The sequence below is a fragment of the Streptomyces adelaidensis genome, assembly GCF_016598475.1.
Classification (GTDB): Bacteria; Actinomycetota; Actinomycetes; order Streptomycetales; family Streptomycetaceae; genus Streptomyces; species Streptomyces adelaidensis.
In genome coordinates, this window is record NZ_JAEMUX010000074.1 from 1 (window position 1) to 16587 (window position 16587).

Sequence of the window (16587 nt, forward strand, 5' to 3'; positions counted from 1 at the left end):
AAGCAGCGCCCCGGGCGGCACATCACCCGGCACCTCCACGTGATACTCGGCGGCGACCGCGTCGAAGTACGCATCAGCGGGCACACTCGCCCGCCCCAACACCCCCCTGGCCACCACCGGAGCCTCCCCCGAAGCCCGGACCAGCGCCACCGGCAGCGCGCCGCCCGCACCGCCCACGTCACCGTCGCCCGCCGTCACCACCGTGTACCGGCTGAACACCCCGTCCGCCGTCTCCTTCACCGTGGCCCCGGCCACCACCGGAGCCCGCTCCAGGGCGGGCAGCACCGCGAACGACGGTTCCGGGGCCGAGCTGTGGACACGCACCTCCGACGCGTGGGCGTCGAAGACGACCCCGCCGTCGGAGAGGACGAGCCGCTCCGCGCCCCAGGCCCGCCCTCGGTAGACGGTACGGGCCGTCGCCGCGTCGAGGACGAGGAGACCGGCCCGGCCGCCGTCGGCCGTGTCGACCTCGACCAGCGCGTCCGTGCCGGCCCGCAGCCCGGTCACCAGGATGCGGTCACCGACGGCCGCGACCTCCCCCGAAGGCGCCGAGACAGCGGCCACCGTGCGGGCGTCCAGGGCGAGTTCGGGGGCGATGCCGTCCGTCGCTGCCAGGACCAGGACGGTACGGCCGCTGCCGTCGTCGACCGTGCAGACGGGCTGCGCGGTGGCCCAGTCGAGCCGTAGTCCGGTGATGTCGAGCCGCAACGGCCAGCAGCAGTAGGCGCCTTGGGGAACCGTGACGGGGACGGTCGGCAGTGTCAGGGGTGGGGCGTCGGGAAACTCGACCGTGAAGGTCACGTCCGTGTGGTCGGGCAACGGCTCGTGCGGTTGGTGGTTGTTGACGAAGAGGAAGCCCGACCGGTCGTCGCCCCGCACGGCCCACCTCAGGGTCTCCCGGTCGCCCTGGCCGGTCGGCCGCCGCTCCGGAAGGGCGGACTCCATGGGTGCGATCACATGGCCGAAGTCGGCCAGCAGCAGGTGCTGGAGGCGGAGTTCGTCGTACGAGGGCCGGTACTGGCCGTACTCGCCCAGCGGGGCCTGGAAGTCGTACGTGAGGGCCGGGAGGTCGTTGGGGTAGCCCGTGGCGTGGGACTCCTGGAGGGGAGTCAGCTCGCCGGGCGGGTTCGTGCCGCCGTGGAACATGTAGTAGCCCTGCCAGACGGAACCGCAGCCGATCTTGGTGAGCCCGAGGGCGCCGATGTCGGACGCGTCGACCTGCGGGCGGCGGTGGTAGGCGACCGCCATACCGCCGCCCAGCTCGCAGGTGGCCCAGGGGAATCGGTCGGCGAGGGCGTCGGGGTCGCCGCCGCGGACCGTCGTCGGTCTGAGGTCCGCGCCGATCCCCTCGTCGTCGCGCTGGTGGGTGAAGAAGAAGTGCTTGCGGCAGGTGTCGGGCCAGCCGCCGTCCGCCTCGGTCCAGAAGGTCTCGGGGTAGCCGCCGTACAGGGGCAGCAGTTCGTCGGGCGGCAGCTGGACGCCGCCCCAGGCGGTGGACGTCCACAGCGGGGCGGACAGGCCGGCCGCCTGGGCCGTCCGCTTCAGGGTGAGCAGATGGCCCGGCTGGTCGTACAGCTCGTTCTCGATCTGGATGGCGACGATCGGGCCACCTTTGGACCGGTCCAAGTCGTGCAGTTGCGCGGCGATGGCCTCGTACCAGGTGCGTACGGGGGCGAGGTAGGCCGGGTCGTCGGTGCGCGGGGCGTCCGTGCGGGCCAGGACCCAGTCGGGGAGGCCGCCGTTACGGACCTCCGCGTGGACCCAGGGGCCGATCCGAGGGATGAAGTCCAGGCCGTGGCGGGCGCAGAGCTCGGCGAAGCGGCGCAGGTCGCGGTCGCCGTCGAAGCGGATACGGCCCTCGGTCTCCTCGTGGTGGATCCAGATGACGTACGCGGCGACGACCGTCACCCCGCCCGCCTTCATCTTCAGCAGTTCCTCCTCCCACTCCCGGGCCGGGTAGCGGGTGTAGTGGAACTCGCCGGAGACGGGGAACCACGGACGGCCTCCCCGGGTGAGCCAACGGCTGTTGACCTCGATGGGGTCGGGCACGCCCGGCGCGTCGGAGAACGGGAGGTGGCCGCGCAGCGGGGGTCCGCCGGGCGCCGGGAGGCGCAGCCGGTGCGGCGGCGTCATCAGGGCTTCACCGGTCCCAGGTCGGGCGTGTCCGTGAACCGCGCGCGGGCGCCGGTGGTGGCGTTGAGTTCCAGCAGGACCAGGTCGTTGGCACCGGGGCGCAGGACGGGGGCGGGGACGTACAGGGTGCGTTGCGGGCCACGGTTCCAGTAGCGGCCGAGGTGGAAGCCGTTGATCCAGGCCTGGCCCTTGGTCCAGCCGGGCAGGGCGAGGAAGGTGTCGGCGGGGGCGCTGATGTCGAAGGTGCCGTGGTGGAAGGCGGGCACGGTGAGGGGGGTCGCCTCGGCCGGGGCGAAGGGGACCGTGGACACGTCGGCCAGCGGCAGCCGGTGGGTGTCCCAGCCGAGCAGCGCCGTGCCGTTGAAGGTGACCGGGCCGAGCAGGCCCTTGGCGGCGCCGATGCGCGGGCCGTAGTTGACGCCGCCCATGTTCTCGACCAGGACGTCGAGCGTGGCGCCGGGGTGCGGGACGCGCAACGGCAGGGTCTCGTCGTGGCGTTCGCGTTCCAGTACGCCGACGGGGGCGCCGTCCACGAAGACCTGGGCACGGTCGCCGACACCGCCGGTGAAGTGGAGCAGTCCGTCGCCCGCTTCGGGGAGCGTGGTGCGGTAGAGGGCGTAGCCGGAGCGCTGACCCAACTCCTCCATGGTGACGGGGTGTTCGGTGCGCACGGCCTGTCCACTGGCGCTGGTCGCGTACGGCAGCAGGGGCGCCCGGCGGTCCAACTCCACGGTGATTCCGGAGAGTTTGGGGGTGGGGGCCGGGGCCGGCTCGTCCGGGACGGGGGCGTGGCGGGCGATCACCTCGCGGAAGGCGTGGTACTTCGGGCCGGGGTCGCCGGACTCGGTGAGAGCGGCGTCGTAGTCGTAGGAGGTGACGATCGGCGCGTAGCACTGGTCGTGGTTGGCGCCGTTGGTGAAGCCGAAGTTGGTGCCGCCGTGGAACATGTAGATGTTGACGGAGGCACCGGCGGCCAGCAGCTTGTCGAGGTCGGCGGCGGCGTCGGCCCCGTCGCGGACGTGGTGCTCCTCGCCCCAGTGGTCGAACCAGCCGATCCAGAACTCCGAGCACATCAGGGGCCCTTCGGACTGGTGGGCCCGCAGCGCCTTCAGGGACTCCTCGATCCGGCCGCCGAAGGTGGCGGTCGACAGGACCCCGGGCAGGCTCCCGGCGGCCAGGTGGTGGCCGGAGCCCGCCTGGTCACACGTGAACAGCAGCTCCTCGACACCGCGTGAACGCAGCGCCTCGTGCACGTGCTTGAGATACGCGGTGTCGTCGCCGTACGCCCCGTACTCGTTCTCCACCTGGACGGCGATGACAGGGCCGGCGTTCGCTGCCATGTACGGCAGCAGCGGAGGCAGCAGCAGGTCGAGATAGCCGTCGAGGGCGTCCGTGAAGCGGGGGTCGCTGGAGCGCAGCCGGATGTCCGGGTCCGAGGTGAGCCAGGAGGGCAGGCCGCCGCCGTCCCACTCGGCGCAGATGTACGGGCCGGGGCGCAGCAGCACATGCAGGCCCTCGGCGCGGGCGAGGCGCAGATAGCGCGGCAGGTCGAGGAGGCCGTCGAGGACGAGGGCGCTGTCGGGGTCGGGCTGGTGGAGGTTCCAGGGGACGTACGTCTCCACGGTGTTGAGGCCCATCAGCCGGGCCTTGCGCAGCCGGTCGGCCCACAGGTCGGGGTGGACGCGGAAGTAGTGCATCGCGCCGGAGATGATCCGGAACGGCTCACCGTGGAGGAGGAAACCATCGGACGACGTGGTCAGAGCGGGCGTGCGCAAGGCTGTTTCCCTTCGACTCGGGCGTACGGGTAGCGGGGGGGGGACGAGGACGTAACTCGGTTACGGGGCAGACGAGTTGGATGTGGTGGCGCGGATCAGCCAGAGCGTGGCCAGCAGGCACAGTGCCGAGACCGCGCACAGCAGCAGCGGTACCGCGCGGACCCCGGACCACTCGATGGCCTTGCCCAGCGTCGGGCCGGCCGCCACTCCCCCGACCAGGGAGGCGGCGATGACGAGCGCTCCGGCCCGGCGGGCGCGGGGTGCGGCTTCGTTCAGCCAGGGCAGGCCGGTGGGGAAGATCGGGGCGATGAACAGACCGACTCCGGCGTAGGCGTACGGGGCGAGCCAGGGGACGGCGGCGAGCAGCAGGCAGACCGTCGTGCCGGCGCACGACACGGCGATGATCGTCCCGGGGGAGTACCGGAGGGCGATCGGGGCGACCAGGAAACGGCCGACGGTCATCATCAGCCAGTACACGGAGGTGGCGGTCGCGGCGGCCCCGGCGCCGTATCCGACCGTCTCCAGGTGGGTGGGTTCCCAGCCGCCGACGCCGGCCTCGATGCCGACGTGCAGGACGTAGAGGGCGACGAACACCGCGAGCACCGAGCCCAGGCTGCGACCGAGGGCCGAGCCGCCGGCCTCCCCGCCGGAGGTGCCGGCGGCCGGCTGGGGCACCCGGTCACGTACGCCGCGCAGGCACAGCAGCAGCGGCAGGTTGGCGGCGGCGAAGGCGAGGAAGACCGCCGGGTAGTGCTCGGCGCCGACGGTGGCGATCACGGCGGGGCCGAGGATCGCCCCGATGCCGAAGTGGGCGTTGAGGATGTTCAGCATCGCGGTCGAGCGGTGACCGAAGCCGACGGCGAAGAGCTGGTTGAGGCCGTAGTCGATGCCGCCGAATCCGAAGCCGGCGAGCAGGGCGGCGGCCAGGCAGCCGGGCCAGTTCGGCGCGAGCGCGAAGCCCGCCGCGCCGAGACCCATCAGCAGGTACGAGAGGCCGAGGATCCGCCGGTTGCCCATCCGCCCGTACAGCCGGTCGAAGAGCAGCACCCCCGCGACCCCGCCGGTGAAGTGGGCACTCAGCCCGAGCCCGGCGGCGGACGGCGACAGCCCGAACTCCTCACGGAAAGCCGGGATCGCGGGCCCGTAGAACGCCTGGAGCGCCCCGATGAGCATGAACCCGAAGCAGGACGCCACCACGGCGGCCGGGCTGAAAACTCTTGCGCCCGAGGCCACTTGAAGGTGCTTCACCTCTTGCACGGTCGGCATGTCGGGCATGCGGGACTCCACCTCGTCGCGGCCGGGACTTCGATAATGTTACCGGTAACATGCCGACCGTCAAGGTTGTTGACGGGCTCTTGTGGGATGGGGCGGGGGGCGGGCCGATGCGCGCGAGCGGGGCGCGCGCGAGCGGGGCGCGTCGATGGGGCACGTCGATCGTCATGACACCGGGGGCGGCCGGGCCGGTGCGCGTCGACGGGGCGCGAGGACGGGGCACATCGACCGCCATGCGCGCCGGCTGCGGCCGGAGCGCCGGGGCTCGGCCCGATGACCGGTCGTCGACGGGGCGCGTCAACAGGTCGCGTCGATCGTCATGACACCGGGGTCGGCCGGGGCGGCCGGGCCGGTGCGCGTCGACGGAGCGCGAGGACGGGGCACATCGACCGCCATGCGCGCCGGCTGCGGCCGGAGCGCCGGGGCTCGGCCCCATGACCGGTCGAACCCCGGCGCGTTCGTCTCGCGCCGGGCTTCCCTCGCGCCGGGTTTACCTCGCGCCGGTGTTCGACCGGATGTACTCACGGACAGCCCGCGCACCTGTCGCACAGGCCCCGCCCGGCACCCTCCCCCCGGCCCGCACCCTCATCCGCCGCTCGCCCGCCGCCCTCAGCCCGCACCGAACGGCCAGGCGCGCGGGCGCGCCCGGGAGCGGGCGCCGGGCGCGCCCGCGTCAGGGGCGGGTCAGCAGATGGTCTCGGTGCTGTTGACCAGGCGGTTGTTGCGGAAGGTGGTGTTCTCGCCGCAGGGGCTTTCCCGGATGGAGGAGTTGGTGACCGTGAGGTTCTGGACGGTGATGTCTCGGTTGTTGGCGAACTCCGAGCGGGCCGCGAGGCGGATCTCGCCGCCGCCGGAGACCGTGCCGCTCTGGGCCGCGAGGTTCACGTTGTAGCAGTTCTCGATCAGGATCGCGTTGTTGCCGGTGTTGGTGAGGTTGATCCGGTCGATCACCGCGCCGCCGCTCTCGGAGACACAGAAGACGCCGCGCCCGCCGCCGCGCGCGATCACCTCGCCGACCCGGATGTTGACCGGGTACGAACTGCCCACCCGGCCATTGCGGTTGGCCATCCGGAAGGCCGCGTAGCCGGTACCGGCGCCCGCGCCGTCCGCGTCCACCTTGGTGACCGTCGCGTTGATCGTCTGGTTGAGGAGCAGCCCGGACTCGCCGACATTGCGGGCGGTCACCGTCCCGACGGTGAGGCCGTCCACGCCGTACGTCTCGACCGCGTGACTGCTCGCGCCCGACACGTACACGTTGTCGATCCGGACGTTCCGGGTCCACTGGCTGGTGTCGCCCCGGTTGTCGATCCGGACGCCGAGGCCGCGCGAGAGACGCATGTCGAGCTGGCCGAGGACGACGTTCTGGACGTTGCGCAGGAAGATCCCGTACAGCGGGGTGCCGGTGAGGTTGAGATGCTGGACCTCGATGTCCCGGGTGCCGCGGGAGTACACCGGGGCTTGGTCGCCGGAGCCCGTGCCGGTGACGTCGATCGTGCCGCAGACGTCGAGCACGGTGTAGCTGGGCAGCGAGACCCGGGAGCCGGCACCGATGGAGCCCGAGCCCCGGACCACGACCCGTTCCTTCGAGGTCCGGCCCGAGGTGAGGCTGTTGACGGCGGCCTGCATCGCCGCGCGCATGTCGGTACCGGTGTACGTGACGCTGCCACCCCGCCGGGCGGTCCAGGTACCGCCGCTGAGCACGGCCTCCGCCTGGTACGAGCCCTCGCCGCACGCCGCCGCGACCCGCGCAGGGGCAGCGGCGACCGGGGCGGCGACCAGCTCCGCCGGGGCCGCGTCCGCGGGGGCGGTCAGCGCGGCGGCCCCGGTGAGCAGGGCGGTCGCGCAGGCCGCGGTGACGAGTGCCCGCGTGCGGCGGACGGTGGAGGTCGCGGGGGTGGCGGTGGAGGTCGCGGGGGTGGCGGTGAAGGTCGCGGGGGCGACCTCATCCGTGGGCGCGACCGCGTCTGTGGGCGCGACCGCGTGCGTCGGCGCGACCACGTCCGTCGGCGCGACCGTCGACGTGGCGGCGGAGCGGTGAGTTGCTGGTGCACTGCGTCGCATCTCGGCTTCTCCTGTGGGGGGATCGGCGCGCCTGCCCCTTCGTCCGCCGTACGCCGCCCGCTCCTCGTCGAATCCGATTCGACCGAATCGACTCGCGATCGAGGGGCCCACGAGCCGGATGAGGGCTCATGACCTGGAGCGGCGTGGCTCCGCACGACACCAGGGCGTACGCCGGTGATACGGGAGGCGCTTCATAGGGCGGGCCGCGAGTGTGGCAAGCGCTTTCCACGGGCGTCAAGGGTCAGGAGCGCCCTACTCCGTTCCCTCACGAGCCGTACGACCCTCACGCGTCATCGGCGGCTCGGCGGGCGTCTGCCGGGCGGGCCCGAAGAGGACGGCGCGGGCCACGGCCGGGGCGAACAGGGCGCCGAGCGGCTCCCTGAGGGAGACGACGGAGCGGAAGGCGCGACCCACGACGGGATCGCCCGGGGTGCGCTCCTGGATACGGCGCAGGTACCACCCGGCGACGCGGTCCGCGACCCCGACGGCGGCCGCGTCACCGATCACGCCCGGCATCTTCCTGTCCGCCCCGGCGGAGATGTCCCACGCCTGCCGCGACGCCCCGAGCAGCGCCTTCTGCACCCGGCGCGTGGTGGGCGTACGGCGCGGGTCGCCCAGTACGTCGCGCAGGGCCACGGCGCTCATCGCGGCGACGGCCATGCCCTGCCCGTAGACCGGGTTGAACGTGCACACGGCGTCGCCGGTCGCCAGGAACCCGGCGGGGCGGTGGCCGGGCAGGTCGTAGCGGCGCCGTACGTTCGCCGTCCGCCGGAAGCCGGAGACCGGCGACAGCGGCTCGGCCTCGCGCAGCCAGCGGTGCACCACCGGGTGCGGCAGCCGCTTGGCGTACTCCTCGAACCCGGCCTCGTCCGTGGGCGGTTCGTCGCCGCGCAGGCCGGAAAAGGTGGCCAGATGGGTACCGTCCTCCAGGGGCAGGACGACGACGCCGTACGGCTGCGCGGGGTTGGGGACGACATAGAAGCCGAGCGACGCGGCGGTCGGTCCGCTGCCGAGGGTGCCGGTCGTGTCGCGGTAGACGCGGGAGGCGTACGCGAGCCCCGTGTCGATGATCTCCTCGTGCGGGGCCTCGGCCCCGATGGCCGCCAGCCACCGCGGTGCCTTCGTGCCGCGGCCGGAGGCGTCGACGACCAGGTCCGCCGCCAGCTCCCGCTGTTCGCCCGACGGGCCGTCGCCGCGCTCCCGCAGCAGTACGCCCCGTACGCGCGTGGCGTCCCCGAGCAGGCCGACGGTCTCGGTGCCGTCGACCAGGGTGACCGAGGGGTCGGCGAGGACCCGACGCCGTATCAGCCGCTCCAGCTGGGCCCGCGACCCGGTGTGTATGTGGGTCGACGCGGGCACCCGCCGGAACCAGCGGCCGTCCTGCCACTGCACCAGGTCCTCCGGCATCCCGACACGCGGGGCGCCCGCGGCGTTCAGCTCCGCCATGAACCCGGGCAGCAGTGCGTCCAGGGCGAGTTGACCGCCCTCCAGCAGGACGTGCGGGTGGCGGCTCTGCGGTACGCCCGGCCGGGACGCGGTCCTTTCCCGAACCTTCGGCCCTTCCCGCGCTTCCCTGTCCTGTCGGCCCTGCCGGTCCTCGCGACCCTCCTGGCCCTGCCGGTCCTCCCGCTCCTCCCGCTCCTCCCCGTCCTGCTCGGGGAAGCGGTCGCGTTCCACGATCGTCACGCGCTCGGCGTGGCCGGTGAGGGCCCGTGCCGCGAGCAGTCCCGCGAGACTGCCGCCGATCACCACCGCGTGCCGGCCGGCTGAGCCGTCCGCCGTCCTTAAGGAATCCCAACGGCCGTTCGCGCGTACCGAGTTCACCGACTGCGCTCCTTCTCTTCGGTTCCTCGGAGGTTCATTTCCTCGGAGGTCCATTCGACGAACAGCAGTGTCACCGTCCCGACCACCGTCAGCGGGTCATGGTGGGCGGAACCGGCGCTGGCGCGTCCGCGGGAACGGGAGCTGCTGGGGCCGCAGTTGGCGCGGGCGGGGCAGCCGGTCGCGGTGGGTGAGAGCGTGGACGCGCTGTGGGGGCGACGACCGCCGAAGGACAGCGCGGTGAATGTGATCCGACGTCATGTGGACCCGCTGCCACGGCTGTTGAGGCCGGGCTTGCCCAACCGGGCCCGTCGGCCCCGAAGAGTGGACGTACCCGGTCGAGAAGGGCCGAGCCCGGCGTCGAGGTCACCATCAAGGCCGGGCGCCTTCCCCGGCATTTTCGCGCCGAGGTCACCGCCGAGGTCACCGCCGAGGTCACCGAGATCCGCGCCGTCTCCCCATTCCTGCTCGTGGTGCTCGGGGTGTGGCCGGTGCCCGGTTCTGCCAAGGCCACCGGCTCGGGGCACCGACTACCAGGACAGACACGGGTCCTGTACGTGCTCCGTCGAGTGCTCGGCCGGGGTCCCGCCCTGGCCCGTCCGGAACAGGACGCCTGGATCCGGGCTGTCCGCGAGCCACGGCGGAGGAGCCGCGTGGAACCGCCGGGTTCCCGGGATCTCCACCTCCGCCAGCACGCCGTCCCGGAACATCCACAGTCCGAAGCAGTCGTCGTCCTCGTCGTGGAGCATGACCTGGACGCACTCCGGGCTGTTCCACGGCAGCGACTCCAGGTCCTTCAGCACTCCGGAGCGCTGGCTCCTCCGAAAGAACTCGATGTACCAGCCGCCGACGAACCAGCCGGGTATCTGCTCGAATCGGCCTCTCCAGGTACGCGCCTCGTCGTACCGCGTCAGCGGCTCCATCACCTCGTCCTCGTACCGCGCCAGCACGATGATCTGCGCCATTCTGCTCATGGCCACATGCCATCGTGCGCGGCGCACCACGAGCAAGCCGTTTACGGCGTCCGCGGCCCCGACAGGTTCCGCCGTCCTCCATGGCCGGGCCCCACCGCCGGGTGGGGCCGCGCCCTTGACGGCCCTGGGCCGTTCAGCTCTCGTCGGCCGCGAGCCGCAGGGAGACGCTGTTGATGCAGTACCGCTGATCGGTCGGCGTCGGGTATCCCTCGCCCGCGAAGACGTGCCCGAGGTGCGACCCGCACCGGGCGCACCGCACCTCCGTGCGGACCATGCCGTGCGTGCGGTCGTCGATGAGTTCGACCGCGTCGCTGTCCTTCGGGTCGAAGAAGGACGGCCAGCCGCAGTGGGACTCGAACTTCGTCTCGGAGGTGAAGAGTTCGGCGCCGCAGGCCCGGCAGGAGTAGACACCCTTGGCCTTGGTGTCGGTGTACTCACCGGTGAAGGCGGGCTCCGTACCTGCCTTGCGCAGGACGGTGTACTCGGCCGGCGTCAGCTCCGCTCGCCACTGCTCGTCCGGCTTCTCGACGTCGTACGACATGAGCCTCAGCCCCTCAGCTCGAAAGACGGTCCAGGATCTTCGGGCCCAGGTCCGTCACGTCACCCGCGCCCATGGTGAGAACGAGATCACCCGGCTTCGCCATTCCCGCGATCGCGGCGGGGACCTCCGCCTGGTCGTGCAGGGCGGTGACGTCCGCGCCCGCCGCCCGCGCCGCGTCGATGATCAGCGTGCTGGTGACCCCGGGGATCGGGTCCTCGCGGGCCGGGTAGATGTCGAGGACGACCGACGCGTCCGCCAGCGTCAGGGACTGCCCCATCTCGGTGCCCAGCTCCTGGGTGCGGGAGAAGAGGTGCGGCTGGAAGACGACCAGGATGCGCGCGTCACCGGCGGCGGCCCGCATGGCCTCCAGGTCCGCCGTCATCTCGGTCGGGTGGTGCGCGTACGAGTCGATGACCTGCACCCCGGCCGCCTCGCCCTTCAGCTGCAGCCGCCGCTTCACCCCGGTGTACGCCGCCAGCGCAGGCGCCAGCTCCGCCGCCGGTACGCCGAGCGCGACCCCCGCCGCCAGCGCCGCCACCGCGTTGTGCGCGTAGTGCCGCCCGGGCACGGACACCGTGAACACGAGCTCCCGCCCGTCCAGCAGGACCGTGACCTCGCTCTTCAGCCCCTGCGCCACGACCGACAGCACCCGTACGTCGGCGTCCTCGCGCTCGCCGTACGTCACCACGCGGACCCCCGACAGCCGGGAGGTCAGCTCGCGCGCGCCCTCGTGGTCGGCCGAGATCACCAGCGTGCCGCCGGGCACGATCCGGCCGGCGAACGTCTCGAAGGACTCGTAGATCTCGTCCATGGAGGCGTAGTTGGCGTGGTGGTCCAGCTCCACGTTGAGGACGATCGCCACCTCGGGCGCGTACTTGTGGAAGCTGCGGTCGCTTTCGTCCGCCTCGGCTACGAAGATCTCCCCGTCGCCGTGCAGCGCGTTCGAGCCGGGCACGTCCAGGTCGCCGCCGATCGCGTACGACGGGTTCAGGCCCAGCTCGCCCAGCGACACCGCCAGCATGGACGTGGTCGTGGTCTTGCCGTGCGTGCCGGCCACCGCGATCGGCCGCAGCCCGTCCATCAGCCGGGCGAGCGCGTCCGACCGGTGGACCACCGGGATGCCCAGCTCGGCGGCGCGGGCCAGCTCCGGGTTGTCGGCGCGGATGGCCGACGACACGACCACGCACGTCGCGTCGTCCGCCAGGTGCTCCCCGGCGTGCCCGATGTGCACGGTCGCCCCCAGCGCCCGCAACGCCTGCGCCGTCTCCGACTCCCTGGCGTCACTTCCCGCCACCTTGGCCCCACGCTGCGCGAGAATCTTCGCGATCCCCGACATTCCGGCCCCGCCGATCCCGATGAAGTGCGGTCGGTCCATGGCGGTAGGAAGGCCGGGTGCCATGCGTGTGCTCCAAGTGACGTACGAAGACGATGAACGCCCCCAGCCTATTGCCTGGCGCGGGGCGCGCCCCAAGGGGGCGCTGGGGACCGCGCGACCGGCCACGACGAACGCGCGGCCGAAGAAACACAGCAACCCCTACGGCGCCTCCGCCTACGCCCGACTGTGCGAGAACAGCTTCAACACCGGCACCCCCACCTTGTGCCGAGCCCGAGAAGCCCAGTCCCGGTGGAAGAACTCCTCCACATAGTGCGGATCGGTCAGCACCAGCACCTCGTCCGCCCCGACCTCCTCCACCAGCGACTTCAGCGCATCCAGCGGATGCGCGTCGATCAACCGCCCCTCCGCCTCGCTGCCGGCGCCCCGCAGCGCCTGCAACGACACCTCAAGAGCCCGCTCCCCCGCGTCCAGCGCCTGCTCCCCCTCCGGCGTCTCCCCCTCCCGCGCCGCCTCGTCCAGCTCACCGAGGGCGAGGTCGTCGATGGCCCGCAGCAGCCGGTCGGCCTGATTGCCCCGCGGCTGGAGCAGCACATGGAAGGAGGCTGTCTCGTCGCCGTGCAGCGTCGTGACGAACTCCACGTCCGCGGACGTCAGGGCCTTCTCGATCATCAATACGCTCGTGAACGACACCACAGGCGCCCTTCTCCTCGGAGGGCCTGGCGGGCCCTCACTCCTCAGGGTTCTAGTGTGCCCGGCGAAAGCTAAACGGAACGGCAGATTCCGCCCGCTTTCACGTACGACGGTAGCGACCGAACAGGTACCCGGCCTCCTCCAGCAGAGACGCGAGCGCGAAGCGCTTGGGCACCGGCACCGAGGGGCCCCCGGCGATCCGCTGTGCGTCCCCCGCCGTGAGCATCGGGGAGACGGTCAGACACAGTTCGTCCAGGACGTCGGCCGCGATCAGCTGGCCGAGCAGGCGCGGGCCGCCCTCGGAGAGCAGCCGGGTCAGGCCCCGGTCGGCGAGGGCCCGTACGGCGCGGGCGGGGTCCACGCCCATGCCGTCCCCGGCGATCACCACCTGGACGCCCGCCTTCTCGGCGGTGGCGACCCGGTCGGGGGCCGCGGCGGCGCCGGTCAGCAGGATCGTGGGCGTCAGCGGGGAGGTGAACAGCGGCAGCGAGAAGTCCAGCTCCAGGCTCGCGCTCACCACCACGACGGCGGGCGCGGGCGTCTGCCCGGCCGCGAGGCGTGCCGCCGCGAACTGCTCACGCGCGCGTGCGGGCCGGTAACCCTCCTGGCGTACCGTCTCCGCGCCGACGATCACCGCGTCCGCGAGCCCCCGCAGCGTGCCGAAGATCCGCATGTCCGCGTCGCTGGAGATGGGCTGGGAACGCCCGCCGTGCTGGGCCGCGCCGTCGAGCGTGGAGACCATGTTGGCCCGCAGCCAGGGCGCGGGGCCGCCCGGCGGCGGCTCGGGATAGGCGTACGCCGCCGCCAGCTCGTCGAGGCTCCACTCCCGGTCCGCGAAATCCGACCCGCCGACCCCACCCGACGCCCCAACCCCGACCACACCGGATGGCCCAGCCCCGGCCATGCCCGATGCCCCAGCCCCGGCGACACCCGACGTCCGAGCCCCGGCCATGCCCGATGCCCCAGCCCCGGCGACACCCGACGTCCGAGCCCCGGCCATATCCGATGGCCCAGCCGGGGCCACACCAGGCGCCCGAGCCCCCGCCCCATCCGACGGCCCAGCCGGGGCCACACCCGACGCCCGAGCCCCGGAGGCATCCGATGGCCCAGCCGGGGCCACACCAGGCGCCCGAGCCCCGGAGGCATCCGATGGCCGAGCCCCGGCCACACCCGGTGTACGACCCCCGGCCGCATCCGATGCCCCGGCCCCCGCCGTATCCGGCGCCCGAGCCACCGCCGGGTCTTCCCCACTGTCCGGCACCCGCGTCCCCGCCGTGTCATCGCCGCCCCCCGCCGTCCGGGCCCCCGCCGGGAGGCGACCGCCGCCTGGCGTTCGAACCCCGGGCGCATCCGCACCGCCGGCCTTATCCGCACCGCCAGGCTTATCCGCACCACCGGCTGTATCCGCCCCACGGGCTGTATCCGCACCACCGGCCGTATCCGCACCATCGGCCACATCCGGCGTCCGGGCCGCTGTCTCTTCGGTCACAGGGAACAGGCGTCGCATGTCGTGCAGTGTGGCACGGCCCTTAGACTCGGTAACCGTGTCGTCGTCCTCTGCCACCGTGTCCGGAATCAGTCCGATACCCGAAGCGGTCCCCGTGTCCCTGTGCACCCGTGAGCCACGCGTCCCCGCGGACCGGCTCGTCGCCGAGATGGTGCCGCCGCCGCGCTTCGACTCGGTCCGCTTCGACACGTACATCCCCGACCCGAACCAGCCCAGCCAGACGGAGGCCGTGCGCGTCCTGAGCGGCTTCGCGGCGGGTCTCGGCGGGGCGCACGCGACGGGCGCGGCCGGAAAGCGCCGGTTCTTCGGCTTCGGCGGCAAGACTCCCAAGGTCCCCACGGGCCCGCGCGGCGTCTACCTGGACGGCGGCTACGGCGTCGGCAAGACCCACCTTCTCGCCTCCCTGTGGCACGCGACCCCGGCCGAGCCGGCGCTCAAGGCCTTCGGCACCTTCGTGGAGCTGACAAACCTGGTCGGCGCGCTCGGCTTCCAGCAGACGGTCCAGACCCTCTCCGGGCACCGTCTGCTGTGCATCGACGAGTTCGAGCTGGACGACCCGGGCGACACGGTCCTCGTGTCGACGCTGCTGGGCAAGCTCGTCGACGCGGGCGTGGCGCTGGCCGCCACCTCGAACACCCTGCCGGGCAAGCTCGGTGAGGGCCGGTTCGCGTCGGCCGATTTCCTGCGCGAGATCCAGGGCCTGTCCGCCCGCTTCCGTTCGCTGCGCATCGACGGCGAGGACTACCGCCACCGGGGTCTGCCCGAGGCCCCGGCGCCGTACTCCGACGAGGAGGTCACCAAGGCGGCGTACGCCACCGAGGGCGCCTCGCTCGACGACTTCCCGCATCTGCTGGACCACCTCGCGCGGGTCCACCCCAGCCGGTACGGCGCCCTCACGGACGGCCTGAAGGCGGTCTGCCTGACCGACGTCCAGCCGGTCCCGGACCAGTCCACCGCCCTGCGGCTCGTGGTGCTCGCCGACCGGCTGTACGACCGCGAGGTGCCCGTCCTCGCCTCGGGGATGCCCTTCGACCGGCTGTTCAGCGAGGAGATGCTGAACGGCGGCTACCGCAAGAAGTACTTCCGCGCCATCTCCCGCCTCACCGCCCTCGCGCGCGACGCGAGGCGACTCGTGGAGCACTGAGCCCACGGGCACGGCCCCTGGGCCGTGTCGTCCAAGCCCTCTCCAGGCGAACTCCCCCAGGTCAAGGGCCGTTTCAAGCCAACCCGCCCACGCTTTTCAGGCTCTCTTCAGCTCGAAACGTTAAGTTAACCCTGCAAACAACTTTGCAGGGTTAACGTGTTTCTTGACCAGTGGTTGACCATTGGTTGACCAAGTCGAGCAATTGCCGACGCCTGGGTACGAGGGCGCGAGACACCACGAACTGCCAGTGGGGAGGCTTGTGTTGCGAGGTAGGACGCCCAGAATCGTCGTAGCGGCCCTCGCCGCCGTGCTGCTCGCACTCCAGTTCTTCGCTCCCACGGCAACCTTCGCAGCCGCGCACACGCCCGGTCATGCCAAGGCCAAGGCTGAGCCCGGAAACCTCCCCAAAGCCAAGCCGGTACGTGACAAGGCCGTCACCTATCGCAAGTGCGCACCTTCGGAGGACCCGACCGGTCCCTTCCGTACACGCGACCGCCACCGTGCGGTCACCCACACCGTTCCCGGGACGCCCGCGCGTCCGCCGTTGGGGGAGAACCCGGCGGCCACGAGCGAACCGGAACGGCTCTCGACCCGGTACCACCGGGCGTCGAGACCCTTCGCGGCCCCCACCCCGGCCGCCCTCCAGGTCTTCCGCTGCTGAGCGGCGGAGCCTGCCCCCCCACATCTGTCGTGCAAGCCCGACGCGCCATCGAGGCGCGCCAGGAGGAGTCACCACTTCATGCAGCCCCTCATCGACAACGCCCGTACGTTCGGACAGCGCCCTGAGGAGTTCGCCAGGCTGGCCGAAGGCCAGTCCCCCGAGGTCCTGTTCATCACCTGCTCCGACTCGCGGGTCGTCCCGGCCCTGATCACGGGCGCCCGCCCCGGCGAGCTCTTCGAGCTGCGCACCGCCGGCAACATCGTCCCCCCGTACACCTCCGACCGCCCCACCGGCGAGGCCGCCACCATCGAGTACGCCGTGGAGGTCCTCGGCGTCACCGACATCGTGGTCTGCGGGCACTCGCACTGCGGCGCCGTCGGCGCGCTGGTGCGCGGCGACGACCTGACCGCCGTACCGGCCGTACGCGACTGGCTGACCCACGCGACTCCGCGCCCCCAAGGGGCGGTCGAGGACCCGACGGTCGCCGACGGCGTACAGAACCACGTCCTCAGCCAGCTCCTGCGCCTGCGCTCCTACCCCTGCGTGGAGAAGCGCCTGGCCGACGGCCGCCTCCGTCTGCGCGGCTGGTACTACGAGGTCCACACCGGTGCCGTGCGAGAACACCGTGCGGACACCGACCAGTTCGAGACCCTGTGAGCGGCGGGGTATCCG

General features: G+C 72.4%; 13 protein-coding genes. 3 read left to right on the forward strand and 10 right to left on the reverse strand.

The features are described from left to right. The 10 genes from I8N67_RS31655 to I8N67_RS31700 form a co-directional block, all read right to left on the reverse strand. Nucleotides 1–2133 (reverse strand): beta-galactosidase (locus I8N67_RS31655; protein ID WP_200307680.1); only part of this gene is annotated, 2133 nt, incomplete at its 3' end. Next, on the reverse strand, nt 2133–3908 hold the full coding sequence (locus tag I8N67_RS31660; protein WP_200307681.1) for a glycoside hydrolase family 35 protein: 1776 nt from the start codon (nt 3906–3908) through the stop codon (nt 2133–2135). The genes I8N67_RS31655 and I8N67_RS31660, both read right to left, overlap by 1 nt. Before the next feature lie 60 nt (nt 3909–3968). Continuing rightward, nucleotides 3969–5183 (reverse strand): MFS transporter, encoded by a 1215-nt coding sequence (locus tag I8N67_RS31665; protein ID WP_234046619.1) that lies wholly within the window; start codon nt 5181–5183, stop codon nt 3969–3971. Nucleotides 5184–5864: 681 nt separating this feature from the next. Next, entirely contained in the window at nt 5865–7241 is a 1377-nt protein-coding gene (locus tag I8N67_RS31670; protein ID WP_234046620.1) for a hypothetical protein, read from the reverse strand. A gap of 252 nt (nt 7242–7493) precedes the next feature. Next, nucleotides 7494–8987 (reverse strand): FAD-dependent monooxygenase family protein, encoded by a 1494-nt coding sequence (locus I8N67_RS31675; RefSeq protein ID WP_372443843.1) that lies wholly within the window; start codon nt 8985–8987, stop codon nt 7494–7496. Nucleotides 8988–9592: 605 nt separating this feature from the next. Beyond that, a complete protein-coding gene (locus I8N67_RS31680; RefSeq protein ID WP_200307683.1) occupies nt 9593–10036 on the reverse strand; it encodes a hypothetical protein in 444 nt (147 codons plus the stop codon). A gap of 133 nt (nt 10037–10169) precedes the next feature. Continuing rightward, complete coding sequence (gene msrB / locus I8N67_RS31685) at nt 10170–10577, reverse strand: peptide-methionine (R)-S-oxide reductase MsrB (RefSeq protein ID WP_200307684.1); 408 nt, start codon at nt 10575–10577, stop codon at nt 10170–10172. 13 nt (nt 10578–10590) lie between these two features. Beyond that, the gene (gene murC, locus I8N67_RS31690; RefSeq protein WP_200307685.1) at nt 10591–11976 is read right to left on the reverse strand and encodes a UDP-N-acetylmuramate--L-alanine ligase; all 1386 of its coding nucleotides are present in this window, start codon (nt 11974–11976) and stop codon (nt 10591–10593) included. 150 nt (nt 11977–12126) lie between these two features. Continuing rightward, nucleotides 12127–12582, reverse strand: coding sequence for an indole-3-glycerol phosphate synthase (locus tag I8N67_RS31695; RefSeq protein WP_200307717.1), 456 nt, complete (start codon nt 12580–12582; stop codon nt 12127–12129). 121 nt (nt 12583–12703) lie between these two features. After that, entirely contained in the window at nt 12704–13507 is an 804-nt protein-coding gene (locus I8N67_RS31700; RefSeq protein ID WP_200307686.1) for a pyrimidine reductase family protein, read from the reverse strand. Nucleotides 13508–14147: 640 nt separating this feature from the next. Here I8N67_RS31700 and zapE point away from each other — a divergent pair. The 3 genes from zapE (at nt 14148) to I8N67_RS31720 (ending at nt 16572) form a co-directional block, all read left to right on the forward strand. Beyond that, nucleotides 14148–15254: a cell division protein ZapE gene (gene zapE, locus I8N67_RS31710; protein ID WP_372443841.1), complete on the forward strand. Its 1107-nt coding sequence runs from the start codon at nt 14148–14150 to the stop codon at nt 15252–15254. 259 nt (nt 15255–15513) lie between these two features. Next, nucleotides 15514–15915 carry a hypothetical protein gene (locus I8N67_RS31715; protein WP_200307688.1) on the forward strand — a complete coding sequence of 134 codons (402 nt, stop codon included), beginning with the start codon at nt 15514–15516 and terminating at the stop codon, nt 15913–15915. Between the two features lie 78 nt (nt 15916–15993). Then, nucleotides 15994–16572 carry a carbonic anhydrase gene (locus tag I8N67_RS31720; protein WP_200307689.1) on the forward strand — a complete coding sequence of 193 codons (579 nt, stop codon included), beginning with the start codon at nt 15994–15996 and terminating at the stop codon, nt 16570–16572. Nucleotides 16573–16587 lie beyond the last annotated feature (15 nt).